Here is a 17,574-nt window from a genome sequence, read left to right as displayed (position 1 = left end):
GGCGCGCCTTGTCCAGATGGGGCCGCCGCCGCGCACGCGGGGCATGCGACCAAAGCGCGGGCCCGGTGTTCTGCTCATTCAACCGGTGATCACGGAAGAAGCCATGAGCGAGGGCGTCCTCGACCAGCCATGCAGCCCCGAGATGGCGGAGCAATACGCGGCCCTCGGCCGCTTCGTCACGGTGTTCGAGGACACGGTGAACCTGGTCCGCACCGCGACGATCGGGCTGCTCGCCTCCAACCGCCGCTCCGAGAAGCTGGTCAGCATCGCCTTCCACAGCAGCGTCATGACGGCGGCGCCGCTGTTCCAGGTGTTCCGGGCGGTGGTGGGGCAGATCGCGACCGATGAGGCGTTCGGCTACCCGAAGCAGCAGGGCCAGGACATTCTTTCCGTGATGAACCAGATCGCCGGCGCCTTCGACGCGATCCAGCAGACCCGGAACAGCCTGCTGCACGGCACCTGGGAGGTGGGCTGGTGCGGCGAACCCGGGAACGGCCTGGCCGTCTTCTCCGTCACCCGGCTCAAGCCTTCCCGCACCGGCCTCAGCCGGGCCGAAGTGCCCTCCAGCCCGGAGGAGCTCACGGAATGGGGCGACCGCTGCGTCGCCCTGCAGGTGCTGATCGAGCGCGTGGTCCAGGCGGTGGCCACCCATCCCGTGCCGGAGCTGGAAAGCCTCTTCACCAGGACCGAGCAGGGATGGCTGCCCAGCACAGGGCGCGAGGACCCGTCCTAGAGCCCCATCGCCCGCCGCGTCGCCTCGAAGAGCGGGTTCCCCGGCTCGCCGAAGTCGAACACCAGGTCGAAATGGTTCGATCCGGGCCGGGGCGGCACCAGATCCGCCGCGCAGCCCGCGCCGCGCAGCGCGGCGGCGAAATCCACCGTCTGCCGCTTGAACTCGGCCGTCTCGGTGTCGCCATGGGCCAGCACCACCGGCAGGCCGGAGGGCAGGGGAAGCAGGGCTGGGCTGTTCCGCGCCGCACCCTCGGCATCCAGCGACATCCAGCCATTGATATGCGTGTGCGGGATGGGCGTGAGGTCGAACAGCCCGGAGAGCAGCGTCGCCCCCGCGATGGGCCGCGCCGGTAGCCCCATCCCCGCCTGCCATCCCGGCGCCATCAGCATCGCGGCCAGATGCCCGCCCGCGCTGCTGCCGGCCACATGGATGCGGGACGGGTCGCCGCCGAAGCGCGCGATGTTCCCATGCACCCAGGCCAGGGCACGGCGGCATTCATCCACGATCCGGTCCAGCCCCGCCGCCGGGGCCAGGCTGTAGTTCACCGACACCACGCATGCCCCCGCCGCCACGAAGCCGGGCGCCATGGAACCGGAATCCGCCGCGTCCAGCGCGCGCCAATAGCCGCCATGGATGAAGACCAGCACCGGCGCGGGGCCCGAGGCGGCGGGATAGACATCCAGCCGCTCCGGCTCGCCCGGCCCATAGGCATGGGTGGACCAGGGCAGCACCGCCTTCGCCGCATCCGTGCGCGCCCGGTATTCCGCCAGGATCTCCAGCACATCCGGCGTGGTGGCGCGGGCATTGTACTCGCGGTCGAGCACTGCCGCATCCATGCCGCGATACAGGCTCACACGCCGATCCAGGCGCGGACGCGCTCATGCTCGCGGTCCAGCTCCGCGCCCGTGCCTTCCCAGACCGTGCGGCCCTTCTCCAGCACGGTGTGCCGGTCCGCCAGGCGCCGCAGCGCGGCCAGGGTCTTGTCGATCAGCAGGATCGCCTGCCCCTCCGCCTTCAGCGCGGCCAGGGTCGCCCAGATCTCGGCGCGGATCACGGGCGCCAGCCCCTCCGTCGCCTCGTCCAGGATCAGCAGATGCGGGTTGGTCATCAGCGCGCGGCCGATCGCGAGCATCTGCTGCTCGCCGCCCGAAAGGGTGCGGGCCGATTGCCCCGCACGCTCCTTCAACCGGGGGAACAGGGCGAAGACCCGCTCCAGCGTCCAGGGATGCGCCGCCTTCTCCCGGTCCGCGGCGGTCGCGACGAGGTTCTCGCGCACGGTCAGCGTCGGGAAGACCTGCCGCCCCTCCGGCACCAGCCCGATTCCCCGCCGTGCCACGCCCTCGGGCGGCAGGCCGGAGACGACGGCGCCCCGGAACTCCACCCGCCCGCCGCGCGGCGGGTTCAGCCCCATGATGGCGCGCACCGTGGTGGTCTTGCCCATGCCGTTGCGGCCGAGCAGCGTCACCACCTCCCCCCTGCCGATACGCAGGTTCACGTCGAACAGAACCTCCGCGCCGCCATAGCCCGCGCGCAGCCCTTCCACGAGCAGCATCAGACGCGCTCCTCCTCGGAGAGATAGGCGGCGCGCACCGCGGGGTCCTGCCGGATCTCATCGGGCGTGCCGGAAGCGATGCAATGGCCATAAACCAGCACGGAGATGCGGTCGGCCAGGCTGAACACCGCATCCATGTCATGCTCCACCAGCAGCATGGGGATGCGCCCCTTCAGCCCGCGCAGAACCTCGGTCATGCGCAGGGATTCGCTGGCGCCCAGCCCGGCCATGGGCTCGTCCAGAAGCAGCATGCGCGGCCCGGAGGCCAGCGCCACGGCCAGCTCCAGCTGCTTGCGCTCCCCGTGCGAGAGATCGGCCACCGGCAGGCTCCAGCGCGCGGGGGGCAGCCCCACCCCTTCCAGCGCGGCCCGCGCCGGCCCGCGCAGCCGCGCATCGCCGAAGGCATCGCGCCAGAAGCGGAAGGAATGGCCGGCGCGGGCCTGCACGGCCAGGGCCACATTGTCCTCCGCCGTGTCGTCCTCCAGCAGCTGCGTGATCTGGAAGCTGCGGGACAGGCCGCGGCGCACGCGGGCCGGGGTGGAAAGCCGCGTCACATCCTCGCCCAGGAAGAGGATGCGGCCCGCATCGGGCGTGATCTCGCCCATGATCTGGCCGATGGCGGTGGTCTTGCCCGCGCCATTCGGCCCGATCAGCGCGTGCAACTCGCCCGGCATCACCTCGATCGAGAGGTCGTCGGTCGCCGTCAGCCCGCCGAAGCGCTTCACCAGGTGCTGGACGGAGAGAACCGGTTCAGCCATGGGCCGCACGCTCCGCCACGGGATCGCCGGGTGGAAGTTCCCCGGATGGAAGTTCCTCGGGTGGAAGCGGCTGCGCCTGGTGCTGCCTGGGCCGCCCCGCCAGCCGCCGCAGCCCGCCAAGGATGCCGCCCCGCGCGAACAGCACCACAAGCAGCAGGATCGGGCCGAGGATGAACTGCCAGTGCTCCGTCAGTCCGGAGAGCGTGTATTCCAGCGAAACAAGCGCCGCCGCCCCGACCACCGGGCCGAGCAGCGTGCCCAGCCCGCCCAGGATCACCATCACCATCAGCTCGCCGGACTTGGTCCAGTGCATCATGTCCGGCGAGACGAAGCGCAGGTAGTTCACCATCAGCGCGCCCGCCATGGCCGCGCCCATGCCCGCGATGGTGAAGGCGGCGAGCTTGTAGGGATAGGTCCGCACCCCGATCGCCGCCATGCGCCGCTCCCCCTGCCGCACCCCGGCGAGGATGCGCCCGAAGCGGGACCGCCCGATGCGGTCCATCAGGAAGAGCCAGAGCGCCAGAAGCCCGAGCGCGATCCAGTAGAGCGTCGCCGGATCGCGCAGGTTCATGCCCAGCACCGGCACCACGCGGCGGATGGCAAGGCCATCATCCCCGCCATAGGCCTTCAGCGAGACGAAGAGGAAGTAGAGCATCTGCGCGAAGGCGAGGGTGATCATGATGAACTGCACCCCGGCCGTGCGCAGCGACAGCGCGCCGATGATGGCCGCCCCGATGCCGCCCGCCAGGATGGCCACCGGCATGGTCACGAGCAGGTCGTTCGAACCGGGGATGAGGCCGAGGAAGGGCTCGCCCGAGGCGTAATGGGCATAGAGGATGCCCACCGCATAGCCGCCCAGCCCGAAATAGGCCGCATGCCCGAAGGAGACGAGCCCGCCCTGGCCGAGGATGAGGTTCAGCGAGGAGGCGGCGATCGCGTAGATCGCGATGCGCGTGGCCAGGCCCACCGTGGCCGGGCTGCCCAGCAGGGGCGCCACCACCGGCACCAGCGCGGCCAGCGCCAGCAGCAGCACGGCCCAGAACCGTTCGTCGCGCCAGAGCCTATGCATGGGCGGGAAACAGCCCGCGCGGCTTCACCAGCAGCACCAGCGCCATCAGCAGATAAACCCCCATCGAGGCGAGCCCCGCCCCCAGCGCATCCGCATCCGGCCCCGCCATCACCTGCCGCAGCAGCCCCGGCACATAGGCGCGCAGCAGCGTGTCCACGACGCCCACCAGGATCGCGCCGAACAGCGCGCCCCGCACCGATCCGATGCCGCCGATCACCACCACGACGAAGGTGGTGATGAGGATCTGCTCCCCCATGCCCACCTGCACCGAGAGGATCGGCCCCGCCATCACCCCCGCCAGCCCCGCCAGCAGCGCGCCCAGCCCGAAGACCAGCGTGTAGAGCAGCCGCACATCCACCCCGAGCGCCCGCACCATGTCCCGGTTCGTGGCGCCGGCCCTCACCAACATGCCGATCCGCGTGCGCTGGATCAGAAGGTAAAGGCCCAGCGCCACCAGCAGCCCCACCGCGATGATCAGCAGGCGATAGACGGGATAGTCGATCCCGGGCAGCACGCGCACCGCACCGCGCAGCCCATCCGGCACGTTCACGAAAAGCGGCTGCCGCCCGAAGAGCAGCACCATGCCCTCGTTGAAGAACAGGATCAGCCCGAAGGTGGCGAGAACCTGGTCCAGGTGGTCGCGCGCATAGAGCCTTCGCAGTGCCAGGTATTCCACCGCCATGCCTGTGAGCGCGGCGGCCGCAAGCCCCCCCAGCAGGGCAAGCAGGGCGGAGCCGGTGGCGGAGGCCGTGACCGCCGCCGCATAGGCCCCGACCATGTAGAGCGAGCCATGGGCGAGGTTGATCACGCCCATGATCCCGAAGACCAGCGTCAGCCCGGCCGCCAGGAGGAAGAGCGTGACGCCAAGCTGGACGCCGTTGAGCAGCTGCTCCAGCAGAAGCGCCACGCGGCCCTCCTCAGAAGCGGCACTGGGACGCGTAGGCGTCCCCGTGGTCGGTCAGCACCTTGTCCTTCGTCACCAGCGCGGGCTTGCCGTTGACGTTCTCCACCTTCAGCGCCCACCAGTCCTGCACCGGGTGGTTGTTGGCGCCGAAGGAGAACTTGCCGCGCGTGCTCTGGAAATTCGCAGGCTTCATGGCGCGGTAGAAGGCCTCGGTGTCATCCACCTTGCCGCCCGTGCCCTTCAGCGCGGCGCCGATCGCCAGCGCCGTGTCATAGCCCTGCTGCCCGTAATAGGTGGGCATGCGGTTGTACTTGCGCTGGAAGGCCTCGACGAAGCGCTTGCTGGCCGCGTTGTCGAAGTCGCTGTTCCAGTGGCTGGTCACGTTGATGCCCAGCGCGCTCTCGCCCACCGCGTTCAGCGTCGTGCTGTCCATGGAAGGGGAGGCGAGGGTCATCGGCACATTCGCCAGCAGCCCGGCCTGGACATATTGCCGCAGGAAGGCGATGCCGAGCCCGCCCGGATGGAACTGGTACACGCCGTCCGGATTGGCGGCGCGGATCTGCGCCATCTCCGCCGCGTAGTCGGTCTGGTCCAGGCGGGTATAGACCTCGCCCACCACCTGCCCCTTGTAGAGCCGCTTGAAGCCGGTGATCGCATCGCGCCCGGCCTGGTAGTTCGGCGCCAGGATGAACATGCGGCGCTGGCCGAGATTGGTGGCCAGCTGCCCCGCGCTCTCATGCAGGCTGTCATTCTGCCAGGCCACGGACCAAAAGTTCTTGTGGCACTCCCGCCCGGCGAGGTTGGAGGGCGAGGCATTGGGCGAGACATAGATGCCGCCCGCATCCAGCACGTCCGGCGCCACGGCGCCGAGCACGTTGGAGAAGACGATGCCCGTCAGCAGCTTGATGCGCTCGTTCTTCATGAAGCGCTCAGCGATCTGCTTGCCCTGGCCCGGGCGCAGCGCGTCGTCCTCCACCATGACCTGCACCTGGGTGCCGCCGAGGGTGCCGCCCTCCATCTCCATGGCCAGCAGGAAGCCGTCCCGGATGTCCTGGCCAAGATAGCTGCCCGGGCCGGAGAGGGAGGTGATCATGCCGATCTTCAGCGGCGCGCCCTGCGCGATGGCGGGGCGGGCAAGCGTTGCGGCGCCGAGCCCGAGAGCGGCGCCCGAGGCCAAAAGGCCGCGGCGATGCAGAACCATGGAAGCCTCCGTGTCGTTTTGTTGAAGCCTAAAATAGTTTTCGCGCGTCAGTCCACCCGCGCTTTCGAAACCCGGACGAGTTCCCGCTTCGCCTCGAAATCCGCAGCCACCAGCGCCACCGATGCCTCCGGCGTCGCGGCATGCACCGTGTAGCCATTGGGCGTGAGGTGCCGGTCGCGGATCACCGGCTCCTCCAGCGCGGCGGCCACGTCCCGCTGGGTGCGCGCCAGCAGCGCGGGCGGCGTGCCCGCGGGTGCGAAAAGTCCGAACCAGGTGCGTGGGTCGATCTCGGGATAGCCCGCCTCGATCAGCGTCGGCACGTCCGGCAGTTGCGGCAGGCGGGCGGGCCGCCCCACGGCCAGGGCGCGCAGCTGCCCCGTCGCCAGGAATTCCCGTGCCGAGGCCACGCCCGCCAGCGTGCCCTGCACCTCGCCCGCCACCGTCGCCAGCACCGCCGGCGTCAGCCCGCGATAGGCCACCTGGGTGATCTCCAGCCCCTCGCGCGCCTTCAGCGCCTCGAACAGAAGATGTGGCTGGCTGCCCGGGCCGTAGGAGCCGTAGTTCAGCGCCCCCGGCCGCGCCCGGGCCGCCGACACCAGCCCCGCCATGTCCCGCACGGCCACGCCCGGATGCACCAGCACCATCTGGTGCACGTCCAGAAGGTAGGAAACGGGAACCAGGTCCCTCATCGGATCATGCGGCAGCCGCGCATGCATATGCGGGTTCGCCGTGACCGAGGCGTCCGAGGTCATCAGCAGCACATGCCCGTCCGGCTGGGCCTTCGCCACCGCATCCGTGCCGGGGATGGTCGCGCCGCCCGGGCGGTTGTCCACCGTGACGGTCTGCTTCCAAACCGGCGTCAGCCGGTCCGCCAGGGCCCGCGCCAGCGCATCCAGCCCGCCGCCGGGCGGGTAGGGCACCACGATCCGCACGGGGCGATCCGGCCAGGCAGGCTGGGCCAGCGCCGGGGCGGCCAGCAGGGGGGCGGCGAGGAAGAGGCGTCTCGGGATTGGCATGGCCGGGACAGGTTATGCAGGTTCCAGGCCGGGCCATAGGGGGAAGGGCGGCAACCGGGAAGGAGAGGCAATCCTCCCTCCCGGATCCTCTCGTCTTTCCCTACCGGGCCACCGCGAAACGCGGGGCTGGGATCATCACCAGCCCAGATGCCGCTCCAGCGCCGCCAGCGTGGCCGCCGGCGCCTCCAGCTTCGCCAGATGCCCCACGCCCTCCTGCACCTGCAGCGCCGCGCCCGGAATCGCGTCCGCCAGGGCGCGGCTGACATCGGGCGGGTTCACCCGGTCCTCGCTCCCCACCAGGATGAGGGTGGGCGCCGCGATGCGGGGCGCGAAATCCAGCGTATCGGTCACGTCGCTCGCCCGCGCGGAGCGGAGCAGGCCCTTCGCATGGGTGGCGGAAAGGGTGTGGCGCACCCATTCGCCCACGCTTTCCGCCGTGCCGGGCGCCACGAGGTTCCGCCACCGCTCCCGCGCCAGGGCCATGCCGCCGGCCGCGATGGTGTCGCGCCGCATCGCGAGCATGCGGTCCCGCTCCGCCTGCGGTTTCCAGCGCTGCCCGCGGGAGGAGCCCAGCAGCGCAAGCCGCCCGACCCGCGCCGGATGCTCCGCCGCCATCACCGCCCCGATCATGGAACCGAAGGATGAGCCGACGACATGCGCCCGGGAAACGCCCAGCGCATCCAGCAGCGCGACAGCCACGCGCGCGTAATCGGCCGCTACCGGAGCATCCGAGGCAAAATCGGCGGAGAGCCAGTAGCCCGGCGCGTTCCAGGCGATCACCCGCGCGCGGCGCGCCAGGGCGGGAAGGATGAAGCGCCAGCCCGTGGAGTTGGAGCCGATGCCATGCATCAGCAGCACCGTCTCCGGCCCCTCGCCCGCTTCCATGAGGGAAAGTCGCCCATGCTCCAGCCCCAGCGCCGCCGCATCCAGTTCGGCGAAGCGGGTTTCGGGAAGGGGAGGGGCCTCGGTGCCGTCGGGGTGGCGGATCACAGGCTCGCCCAGCCCTCGGGCGGCGTCTTGCCCGGATGCAGCGTGCCGCAATGCGGGCAGGTCCGCTTCTCCTCGCTGGCATAGAACTCGGCATAGAGGGGCGGCAGGTCCTTCACGATGTCCTTCACCACCAGCTCGATGCGGTGGACCCGGCCGTTGCACGTGAAACAGTACCACTCGAAGGCGTCCTTCACGCCCTCCGGCCGGCTCCCCTCCACCACCAGCCCCACGGAGCCGGGCTGGGGGCGCTGGGGCGAATGCGGCACATGGGCGGGCAGCAGGAACACCTGTCCCTCCCGGATCGGAATGTCCTGGATCCTGCCATCCAGGTGCACCTTCAGCACCATGTCGCCGCGCAGCTGGTAGAAGAACTCCTCCACCGGATCATCGTGGAAATCCACGCGCTGGTTCGGGCCGCCGACGATCTGCACCACCGTCTGCGCATCCTCGAAGAGCAGCTTGTTGCCCACGGGCGGCTTCAGCAGATGCTCGTTCTCGGCGATCCAGGCCTTGAAGTCGAAGGGCTTGCGCATGGCGGCTACTCCGCCGCCTGGCGGGCGGGGAGCCTGAGGCCGCAGCCGGCGAAGGCGGCGCGGGTGGCGGCGCGCTCGGCCTCGGTCAGCGGCAGCATGGGGCGGCGCACCGGCCCGCCGGCCTGGCCCAGCAGCTCCATCCAGTATTTCGTGTGCGCCTGCGGCTTGCCGCCCGGCCTGGTGGAGCGGATGGCCTGCCGCACCGGCGCCAGGCTCGCGAAGACCCGCCGCGCCTCCTCCGCCCGCCCGGCGAAGGCGAGATCCGTGTATTCCCGCATGCGGGTATCCGCCGCCGTCTGCAGCATCGCGGGGGGCGAGGAGCAGAGATAGAGCCGCCAGCCCAGCTCCAGGATGTTGTCCAGCCACTCATCCTCGCTGGCCGTGCTGACCAGCAGCGCATCCCCGGCCCGGCGGGACAGCTCCGCATACATCTCGCGCGGCACGGAGTACTTGATGGCCACCACGCTCGGGTTCTCCGCGATCTTCAGGCAGAGATCGGGGCTCATCAGGTAGCCGCTGTCCGGATGCGACCAGAGCGCGATGCCCAGCCGCGTCCGCTCGCTGATGTGGCGGTAATACGCCACCAGCGTCTCGTCCCGGTCATGCAAGAAATGCAGCACCGGGGCGTGCACCACGATGAAATCCGCCCCGCATTCCTCGGCATGGGCGGCCAGCTCCAGCACCGTATCCAGGTTCTGGTCGGAGCAGGACATGATGGTGCGCTTCCCCGTCTCCCGCGCCACCTCGGCGGCGATCGAGAAGGTCCGCTTCCGCTCCGCCACGGACATGGAGAAGAACTCGCCCTGCTTCCCGGCGACGAAGACCCCGTCCACCCCCAGATCGGTGAACCAGTGCCGGAGATTCCCGCGGAACCCTGCCTCATCCAGGGAGAGGTCATCGCGGAAGGGCGTCGGCGCCGCGCACCAGATCCCCCGCAGATGCGCCCGGGCGAATGCCTTCGCCCCGGCCCGGTCATAGCTCCCGCTCATCGCACCGCCTCCCGCTCAGGCCGGGGAGCCTATCGGCAGGGAAGCCCTCCCGGAAAGCCCATCTGAACCTTGGAGCCTTCCAAGGTTTCTGCCCAGGGTTCCACATTCCAGATGCAACCCGCGCCTCGCCGCGCCACTATCAGGGGCTGAACCGGAGGTGCCGTTGGACGCGATCCTGCTGTTGCTCGAACTGGCCGGCGAAGCCGCCCTCCTCCTCTTCGGGCTGCACCTCGTGCAACGCGGGGTGGATCGCGGCTTCGGTGCCCAACTCCGCCGGGTGGTGGCGGTGACCCTGGGCTCCCCGCTCCGCGCCTTCTTCGCCGGCCTCGGCATCACCGCCGCGTTGCAGAGCAGCACCGCAGCCGCCCTGATGGTGGGCGGCCTGGCCGCGCGCGGCACGCTGGGGCTGGAACCGGCCCTTGCCGCCATGCTCGGCGCCAATATCGGCACGGCGCTGATCGTGCAGCTTCTCTCCTTCGACGTCCGCGCGGTCTTTCCCGCCCTGATCCTGCTGGGCTGGGTCGCCTATCGCCGCCCGTTCACCCGCCAGCGCGAAGCCGGGCGCGCCATGATGGGCCTCGGCCTCATGCTGGCCGCCCTGCACCTCATGCTGGAAAGCATGGCGCCCCTCCAGGCCTCCCCGGCCTTCCGGGAGGTGCTGCACCTGCTGGATGGCGCCCCCGCCCTGAACCTCATCGCCGCCGCCCTCCTTGCCTGGGCCATGCATTCCTCCGTCGCCGCCGTGCTGCTGGTCGGCTCCCTCGCCGGGGCCGGCGTGCTGGGGCCCCAGGCGGCGGTGGCCATGGTGGTGGGCGCCAATCTCGGCAGCGCCATCACCCCCGTGCTCGCGGCCCGCGGCGATGCGCAGGATCTCTCCCGCCAGCGCATGCCCATCGGCAACCTCGCCAACCGCATCGCCGGCGCGGCCCTGGCCATGGCCCTGCTCGGCCCCTTCACCGATGCCCTGCGCGCCATCGACCCGTCCCCGGTGCGGCTGGTCGCCAACGCCCACCTCTCCTTCAACCTCGTCCTCGCCCTGGCGACGCTGCCCTTCCTCGCCCCCTTCGGGCGGTTGCTGACCCGCCTTCTCCCCGCGCCTCCCGCCGCCGCCGATGCCGCCGCCCCGCGCTACCTGGACCCCGAGGCCGTCTCCACCCCCGCCGTGGCACTGAGCAACGCCACGCGCGAGGTCCTCCGCATCGCCGACGAGGTGGAGGCCATGCTGCGCGACGCCGCCGCCGCCCTGCGCGGCGGGGATCCGGACCGTGCCAGGGCCACCGCCCGGCGCGACGACGTGGTGGATGGCTTGCACCGCGCCGTGCACGCCTATCTCGCCACCCTTCCGCGCGAAACCCTGGCCGACCCGGAGGTGGCACGGCTGGAGCAGATCCGCGACGTCACCATCATCCTCGAACATGTGGGCGACATGGTGGAACGCGGCCTGGCCCGGCATGCCAGCCGCGCCGCCCGCCGCGGCACCGCCCTGCCGCCCGCCCTGGCGGAGGAACTCGCCGCCCTCCACAGCCGCGCCATCGCGCAGCTGCGTCTGGCCTTGGCCGTCTTCATCGGCCAGGACCTCGGCGCCGCCCGGCAACTGGTGCTGGAGAAGGAGGCCTGGCGGCAGGCCGAACGAGCCGCCGCCGCCCGCCTCGGCCGCAGCGCCGACGAAGCCTCGGCCGCAACCGCGCGGCTCGCCCTCGATGTCACCCGGGACCTCAAGGGCATCGCCGGCCATCTCGCCGGCATCGCCCATCCGCTGCTGGAACGCGAGGGCATGCTGCGGGTCAGCCGGCTGCGCGCGACGCCGGCTGCCTAGGGTTCGGGTAGCCCTGGGGAAGCGCCGTCCCGAGAGCCAGCGGCACGGGGGCCGTGCCGGTCCCCTGAGGCCACGGACCTCAGGCGCATCACCGCCCCAGCACTGCCAGCAGCGCCGCCACCTTCTCCGGCGGCAGCTTGCGGATGGAATCAGCCAGCCGGTTGGCCAACTCCGTCGCCTCGGGCGAGAGGCCGCCCGTATTCAGCACGACGCGCGGCCGCGAGATCTGGGCCAGGCGCCGCAGCTCGTCCGCATCGTCCCAGATCAGTCCGAGATACTCGCAGACCTGGTGCACCAGCCCCACCGAGGGCGCGCCGCGCCGCCCGTGCTCCAGCGCGGAGAGATAGGCGGAGGAAACCTGCATGGCCGCCGCCATCTCGGCCAGGGTCACGCCCCGCACCTCCCGCCACTGCCGCAACCTGGCGCCGAAGGGCGTCATGCTAGCGGCGGCGGCGCAACAACAGGTGCACGGCGCCCGTATTGGCGCGATGCGGATGCGCCGCACCGAGGATGAGCGGCCGTAAGGAGGGCAGGTTCAGCCAGTGCGGCAATTCCCGGCGTAGGATGCCGCCCTCGCCGCTGCCCTTGCCGGTGACGATGGCCACGCAGCGCACGCCATCCGCATGGGCGCCGCGCAGGAAGGCGATGGTGGCGCCATAGGCTTCCTCGGCACGGCGCCCATGCAGGTCCAGCGTGCGTTCCGGGCGCGTCTTGCCGCGGCGCAGCTCGCGCCAGCGCTTGTCGTCCATCCCCGCGCCGGGTTGGCCCACCATCACGGGCGGAATCACCGGCGGGGCTTTCGGCCGTGCCGGCGCGGGCGCTGCGGCGGGCGGCGGGGCCGGTTCGGGTGGCACGGCGGGCGGAGGCGGCGGCGGTGCCTCGCGCCCCGGCAGCGCCTCCACCGCGTTCAGCGAGAGATAAGCCTGCCAGAGCGCCTTCTCGGCGGAGGAGACAATGCGGGCGCGGCGGGCCATCAGTCCGCCGGGTTGGCGATCTCGCCCGGCCTGGCCACGGGTTCCCGCGCCGCGACGGGGCGCGGATCGGCAACCTCCGAGAGAAGGGTCTGCGCGGCGGGCTCGTCCTCCACCAGCACCACATGAAGGCGCCGCGGCCCATGCGCGCCCAGCTCCAGCGTCTGCTCGATATCGGCGGAGCGGGAGGGACCCGTCACGAACATGATGTTGCGCGGCATGAAGCCGCCCGAGGGCTCCGCCCCACCGCGTTCCGCCCGCAACCGGTCCCAGGCTTCCTCATAGGCCCCCACGATCGCGGAGGCGCGGATCACCGCGATCTCGGTCTCCGGCAGCAGGTTCAGCGTGGTCGGGCGGGACGGATCGGAGGGGAACAGCAGAGTCCCCGTCTCCGCCACCGCGGCCCAGGCATGCTGGACCGAAACCGCGTCATCCGCCCGTGCGCGCCGCGCCTCGAATTGCAGCATCGGCCGGTCGGACCAGGGCAGCTCCACCAGCTCCGGATGCGGCGCCATGACGAAGCGCGGCTCCAGGTTCTGCGCGGCCAGGTAGTCCGCCACGGCCGCGGGCACGGAGGCGGCATCCGGCACGCGCTCCACCGTGCCGAACTCCTTCTCCACGTTCCGCACGAAAAGGGCGATCTGCTCCGGCCGGGAAACGCGGGACCGCGCGGGGATCAGGTGCCGCGGATGCGTCGCCAGCCGCCCGTCCAGCATCGCCTTCTGGTCGGCGGGCAGCGGCCCGCGCTTCAGGCCGCGCCGGATGGCGCCGAGGATCTCGTCGCGGCTGCTCATCGGCGCCTCTGCATCGCGGCATAGCGCGCCATGAAGGTTCCCCCGGGTTCCGGCGCCGGAAGGTCGCGCCCCCTGGTCCAGCCCTTCGCCAGCGGCAGGCTGCGGAACCGCCCGGAGCCGCGCCCCAGCAGCGCCAGCGCGCCCATGCCGATGCGGGACGCGGCGCGATACCAGCCCGGCCGGCGCGCGAACCAGGCCCAGACGCCCAGGCCGCGGCGGAAGGTCCGGGGCGTCAGGTGCCGCTCGAACTCCCGTTCCCGCCAGTGCCGCATCATCTTCGGCAGCGGGATCTTCACCGGGCACACGCTCTCGCAACGTCCGCAGAAAGTGGAGGCGTTGGGAAGGTGCCCCGCCTTGTCCACCCCCACCAGCGAAGGCGTCAGCACGCTTCCCATCGGCCCCGGATAGACCCAGCCATAGGCATGGCCGCCCGTCACGCCATAGACGGGGCAGTGGTTCATGCAGGCCGCGCAGCGGATGCAGCGCAGCATGTCCTGGAACTCGGTGCCGACCATGTTGGAGCGGCCATTGTCGATCAGCACCACATGGTACGCCTCCGGCCCGTCCAGGTCGGCCTGGCGGCGGATGCCGGTGGAGAAGGTGGTGTAGACCGAGAAATCCTGCCCCGTCGCGCTGCGCGCCAGAAGCCGCAGCAGCGATGTGCAATCCTCCAGCGTGGGCACCACCTTCTCGATGCTGGCCAGCGCGATATGCACGCGCGGCAGCGTCTGCGTCAGGTCGCCATTGCCCTCATTCGTGACGATGACGGAGGAACCCGTCTCGGCGATCAGGAAATTGGCGCCGGTGATGCCGACATCGGCGGCCAGGAAGCGCTCCCGCAGCTTCTGCCGCGCCTCCACCATGATGTCCCGCCGCTCGTTGAACACGCGGTCTTTCGGCAGGTCCGTATGCGCCGCGCGGAAGCGCTGCTCCCAATCCTCCCGGTTCAGGTGGAAGGCGGGCGCGATGATATGGGAAGGCGGCTCCTTCACCAGCTGCAGGATGTACTCGCCCAGGTCTGTCTCGACCGGCGTGATCCCGTTCGCCTCCAGGTGCTCGTTGATCCCGATCTCCTCCGAGATCATGGACTTGCCCTTGGTCACCGTCCTCGCATCGGCGTCGCGGCAGATCCTCAGCACGGTGGCCCGCGCCTCGGCGGCGTCCCGGCACCAATGCACCTGGCCGCCATTGGCCACCACGTTCCGCTCGAACACCTCCAGGTAGTGGTCCAGGTTCGCGAGCGTGTGGTTCTTGATGTCCCGCCCGATCTCCCGCAGCCGCTCGAACTCCGGCAGGGCGGCGACGGCCATGCTCCGCTTGGAATGGAAGCCGGAGCCGCCGCGCTTCAGGGCCTTCTGCAGCCCCGGATCCGCAAGGGCCCGGGCGGCGCGACGCTTGAAGTCTGGGGAGGTGAGCGCGACCATGCCCCCTATCTAGCGCGGCACCCCCTGCGGCGGAATGGCCCCCTGGTGCGGGAATTGCTTACTATGCGCCCCGTTCAGACCATTCGAGAGTTCCCGATGCACCGCCGCTCCCTGCTCGCCGCCTCGTCGCTCCTGGCGGCCCCCGCCTTCGTCCCCGGCCTGGCCCGCGCCCAGGGCGCCTCCCGCGCCGGCACGCTGCGCGTGGTGCCGGAAACCCTGACCACCATCCTGGACCCGCATTTCACCACCAGCTTCACCACGCGGGACTTCTCCTACCTCGTCTACGACACGCTGCTGGCGGTGAACGACAAGTGGGAACCCACTCCCCAGATGGCCGAGCGCTGGGAGGTGAGCCCAGACGGGATGGAATACCGCTTTACCCTGCGGGAAGGCCTCACCTTCCATGACGGCACCGCCGTCACCGGGGAGGACTGCGTCGCCAGCCTCCGCCGCTGGGGGGCGCGCGATGCGCTGGGCGGTACCATGCTGCGCGCCACCGAGACCCTGGACGCCCCGGATCCGCGCACGCTCCGCATCAAGCTGAAGCAGCCCTTCGGCCTTGTCCTCCAGGCCCTGTCCAAGCCCGGCGCGATGGTCCCGATGATCATGCCGAAGCGCCTGGCCGAGACGCCGCCGAACCGTCCGGTCACCGAACCCATCGGTTCCGGCCCCTACAGGTTCGTGGCCGCCGAATACCGCCCTGGCGATCGCATCGTCCTCGTCCGCCATGAAGGCTACAGGCCGCGCACCGAGCCCTCCGCCTGGGCCAGCGGCGCCAAGCGCCCGACCTTCGATCGCATCGAGCTGATCGCCATGCCCGATGTCTCCTCCCAGGTCAGTGCCCTCTCCACCGGCGAGGTGGATTACCTGGAACGCCTGCCCGCCGATGTGCTGCCCATCCTCCGCCGCAACCGGGATGTGAAGGTGCAGGTCGTCTCCCCCTTCGGCTACCAGGGGCTGATGCGCTTCAACCACCTGCAGCCACCCTTCAACGACGTGCGGGTGCGCCGCGCCGTGATGATGGCGGTGGACCAGGCCGACTACCTGCCCGGCGTCGCCGGCCTGCCGGAATACGGCCGCGAATGCCGCTCCATGCTCGGCTGCGGCACGCCCTACGAGACCACCGCCGGCATGCCGCTGAAGCCGGACATGGAGGCCGCGCGGCGCCTGCTGCGGGAGAGCGGCACGGATCTTTCCAGGCCCGTCGTCATCCTCCACCCCGCCGACGCGCCCGGCATCGCGTCCCTCGGCCTCGTCACCCAGGACCTGCTCACCCGCCTCGGCTTCACGGTGGACCTGCAGAGCATGGACCTGAACACCTTCTTCGGCCGCCGCACGCGCCCGGAGGGCTGGAACCTCTTCCACACCACCAACACCGTGCCGGACATGCAGACGCCGCTGCAGAACCCCTACATGGACGGCGCCGGCGCCCCCGCCGGCTTCGCGGGCTGGCCGCAGGACGAGGGCGTGCAGCAGGCCCGCGCCGCCTTCGCCGGCGCGACCAGCGAGGAGGAGCGCAAGCGCGCCGCCGAGGAAGCGCATCGCCACGCGGCGGAAGCGGGCTTCTACATGCCGCTCGGCCAGTTCGTCGCCGCCTCCGCCTGGCGCGCGGAGCTGACCGAGGTGCCGATGGGCCCGGCCATGTTCCTCTGGAACATCCGGCGGGGCCGCTGATGCTCAACTTCTCCGACTGGCTCGACCTTGTTCCCAAGGTCGAGCTGCATTGCCACATCGCCGGCGCCATGCGCGCCACCACGCTGCACGAGATCGCAGGGGCCAATGGCGTGCGCCTGCCGCGCCCGGCCGAGACGCTCTACCAGTGGCCGGATTTCTACGGCTTCCTCGAAGTCCTCCGCCTCGGCGCCCTCGCGGTGCGGCGGCGGGAGGATTTCGAACGCGTCGCCTATGAGTGCATCGAGGACATGCACCGCCACGGCAATGCGCGGCATGTCGAGATCTTCTTCAACCCGCACTACTACACGCCCAATGGCGCGACCTATCCGCTGATCATGGAAGGCCTCGCCGCCGGGCTGGAGCGCGCCGAGCGGGACTTCGGCGTTTCCTCCCTGATGATCGCCTGCATCGACCGCAGCGTCTGCCTTCCCAGCGAGGCGCTGGAGATGCTGGACTGGATGGCGGCCCACCCGCATCCCCGCGTGGTGGGCATCGGGCTGGACGGCGCCGAGCGCGCCGGCCCGCCCCTGGTCTGGGTGGAAGCCTGGCGCCGCGCGGGCCGCGCCGGTTACCGCCGCACCGCCCATGTCTGCGAGGACAACCAGACCCTGTTCGAGGGCCCGCCCGCCCATATCACCCATTGCCGCGATGCGCTCGGCTGCGACCGGCTGGACCACGGCTACAACATGCTCGCCGACCCCGCGGTCGTGGCGCGCATGGCGCGGGAGGGCACGCCCTTCACCATGGCCTGCTGGTCCTCCATCCTGCCGAACCGCATCCCGCGGCTGGACCGCATCCGGCGCATGTTCGAGGCGGGGCTGAACATCGTGCTGGGCACGGACGACCCCACCATGTTCGCCACCACCATCGGCCATTCCTGGCGCCAGGTGTTCAACCACACGGGCTGGGGCATCGCCGAGGCGCGCAGGCTCAGCCTTGCCGGGGTGGAGGCCTGCTGGCTGCCGGAGAGCCGGAAGTCGGCGCTGCGGGCGGAATTCCAGGCCGCGCTGGACGCGCTGGTACCCGCGCTCGATCCCTCGGACCGCAAGCTGGATCTCGCGATCGAGCGGCCGCGCCCGGACTGGGGCTGACGGCGCGCCGCTTGCGCGCCTCCGGCGCTGGGCTAGAGTTCGGGAAGACACGGCGGATC

Annotated in this window: 18 protein-coding genes; 4 read left to right on the top strand and 14 right to left on the bottom strand. The window is 70.9% G+C overall.

The features are described 5' to 3' along the window. Positions 1–103: 103 nt before the first annotated feature. Positions 104–733 carry a hypothetical protein gene (locus tag J8J14_RS07870; RefSeq protein WP_209378925.1) on the top strand — a complete coding sequence of 210 codons (630 nt, stop codon included), beginning with the start codon at positions 104–106 and terminating at the stop codon, positions 731–733. On the opposite strand, the gene J8J14_RS07865 is transcribed toward J8J14_RS07870, so the two are convergent. From J8J14_RS07865 to J8J14_RS07820, 10 genes are all read right to left on the bottom strand, one after another. After that, a complete protein-coding gene (locus J8J14_RS07865; RefSeq protein ID WP_342452412.1) occupies positions 730–1,587 on the bottom strand; it encodes an alpha/beta hydrolase in 858 nt (285 codons plus the stop codon). The two genes, J8J14_RS07870 and J8J14_RS07865, sit on opposite strands and share 4 nt — an antisense overlap. Then, a complete protein-coding gene (locus J8J14_RS07860; RefSeq protein WP_209378924.1) occupies positions 1,584–2,285 on the bottom strand; it encodes an ABC transporter ATP-binding protein in 702 nt (233 codons plus the stop codon). Before J8J14_RS07860 ends, J8J14_RS07865 begins: the two co-directional genes overlap by 4 nt. After that, on the bottom strand, positions 2,285–3,043 hold the full coding sequence (locus J8J14_RS07855) for an ABC transporter ATP-binding protein (RefSeq protein ID WP_209378923.1): 759 nt from the start codon (positions 3,041–3,043) through the stop codon (positions 2,285–2,287). The genes J8J14_RS07860 and J8J14_RS07855 overlap by 1 nt, the downstream gene beginning before the upstream one ends. Then, positions 3,036–4,112: a branched-chain amino acid ABC transporter permease gene (locus J8J14_RS07850; protein WP_209378922.1), complete on the bottom strand. Its 1,077-nt coding sequence runs from the start codon at positions 4,110–4,112 to the stop codon at positions 3,036–3,038. Before J8J14_RS07850 ends, J8J14_RS07855 begins: the two co-directional genes overlap by 8 nt. Further along, positions 4,105–5,019, bottom strand: coding sequence for a branched-chain amino acid ABC transporter permease (locus tag J8J14_RS07845; protein WP_209378921.1), 915 nt, complete (start codon positions 5,017–5,019; stop codon positions 4,105–4,107). Before J8J14_RS07845 ends, J8J14_RS07850 begins: the two co-directional genes overlap by 8 nt. Positions 5,020–5,029: 10 nt before the next feature. Then, the gene (locus tag J8J14_RS07840; RefSeq protein ID WP_209378920.1) at positions 5,030–6,217 is read right to left on the bottom strand and encodes an ABC transporter substrate-binding protein; all 1,188 of its coding nucleotides are present in this window, start codon (positions 6,215–6,217) and stop codon (positions 5,030–5,032) included. A 47-nt stretch (positions 6,218–6,264) separates the two neighbouring features. Continuing rightward, on the bottom strand, positions 6,265–7,233 hold the full coding sequence (locus tag J8J14_RS07835) for a Bug family tripartite tricarboxylate transporter substrate binding protein (RefSeq protein ID WP_209378919.1): 969 nt from the start codon (positions 7,231–7,233) through the stop codon (positions 6,265–6,267). 135 nt (positions 7,234–7,368) lie between these two features. Further along, a complete protein-coding gene (locus J8J14_RS07830) occupies positions 7,369–8,223 on the bottom strand; it encodes an alpha/beta fold hydrolase (protein WP_209378918.1) in 855 nt (284 codons plus the stop codon). Further along, the gene (locus J8J14_RS07825) at positions 8,220–8,756 is read right to left on the bottom strand and encodes a 3-hydroxyanthranilate 3,4-dioxygenase (RefSeq protein ID WP_209378917.1); all 537 of its coding nucleotides are present in this window, start codon (positions 8,754–8,756) and stop codon (positions 8,220–8,222) included. The genes J8J14_RS07830 and J8J14_RS07825 overlap by 4 nt, the downstream gene beginning before the upstream one ends. Positions 8,757–8,761: 5 nt before the next feature. Then, positions 8,762–9,745, bottom strand: coding sequence for a dihydrodipicolinate synthase family protein (locus tag J8J14_RS07820; protein WP_209378916.1), 984 nt, complete (start codon positions 9,743–9,745; stop codon positions 8,762–8,764). A gap of 163 nt (positions 9,746–9,908) precedes the next feature. Between J8J14_RS07820 and J8J14_RS07815 the strand changes: the two genes are divergently transcribed. After that, on the top strand, positions 9,909–11,561 hold the full coding sequence (locus J8J14_RS07815; RefSeq protein ID WP_209378915.1) for a Na/Pi cotransporter family protein: 1,653 nt from the start codon (positions 9,909–9,911) through the stop codon (positions 11,559–11,561). 88 nt (positions 11,562–11,649) lie between these two features. Here the strand turns inward: J8J14_RS07815 and J8J14_RS07810 are convergent, their stop codons facing one another. From J8J14_RS07810 to J8J14_RS07795, 4 genes are read right to left on the bottom strand one after another with little or no spacing between them, the layout of a single operon-like run. Continuing rightward, a complete protein-coding gene (locus J8J14_RS07810; protein WP_209378914.1) occupies positions 11,650–12,000 on the bottom strand; it encodes a helix-turn-helix domain-containing protein in 351 nt (116 codons plus the stop codon). A 1-nt stretch (position 12,001) separates the two neighbouring features. Then, the gene (locus tag J8J14_RS07805; RefSeq protein WP_209378913.1) at positions 12,002–12,535 is read right to left on the bottom strand and encodes a Smr/MutS family protein; all 534 of its coding nucleotides are present in this window, start codon (positions 12,533–12,535) and stop codon (positions 12,002–12,004) included. After that, on the bottom strand, positions 12,535–13,326 hold the full coding sequence (locus J8J14_RS07800; protein ID WP_209378912.1) for a LutC/YkgG family protein: 792 nt from the start codon (positions 13,324–13,326) through the stop codon (positions 12,535–12,537). The genes J8J14_RS07805 and J8J14_RS07800 overlap by 1 nt, the downstream gene beginning before the upstream one ends. Further along, positions 13,323–14,750: a lactate utilization protein B gene (locus tag J8J14_RS07795; protein WP_209378911.1), complete on the bottom strand. Its 1,428-nt coding sequence runs from the start codon at positions 14,748–14,750 to the stop codon at positions 13,323–13,325. The genes J8J14_RS07800 and J8J14_RS07795 overlap by 4 nt, the downstream gene beginning before the upstream one ends. Before the next feature lie 96 nt (positions 14,751–14,846). Here J8J14_RS07795 and J8J14_RS07790 point away from each other — a divergent pair, with 96 nt between their 5' ends. Beyond that, a complete protein-coding gene (locus J8J14_RS07790) occupies positions 14,847–16,424 on the top strand; it encodes an ABC transporter substrate-binding protein (RefSeq protein ID WP_209378910.1) in 1,578 nt (525 codons plus the stop codon). After that, positions 16,424–17,515 carry an adenosine deaminase gene (gene add, locus J8J14_RS07785; protein ID WP_209378909.1) on the top strand — a complete coding sequence of 364 codons (1,092 nt, stop codon included), beginning with the start codon at positions 16,424–16,426 and terminating at the stop codon, positions 17,513–17,515. Before J8J14_RS07790 ends, add begins: the two co-directional genes overlap by 1 nt. The last annotated feature ends 59 nt before the right edge of the window (positions 17,516–17,574 follow it).

Source organism: Pararoseomonas baculiformis (genome assembly GCF_017813395.1).
Taxonomy (GTDB): Bacteria; Pseudomonadota; Alphaproteobacteria; order Acetobacterales; family Acetobacteraceae; genus Roseomonas; species Roseomonas baculiformis.
Note: the sequence above shows the minus strand (reverse complement) of the source record. Positions and strands in the feature narration are given on the sequence as shown.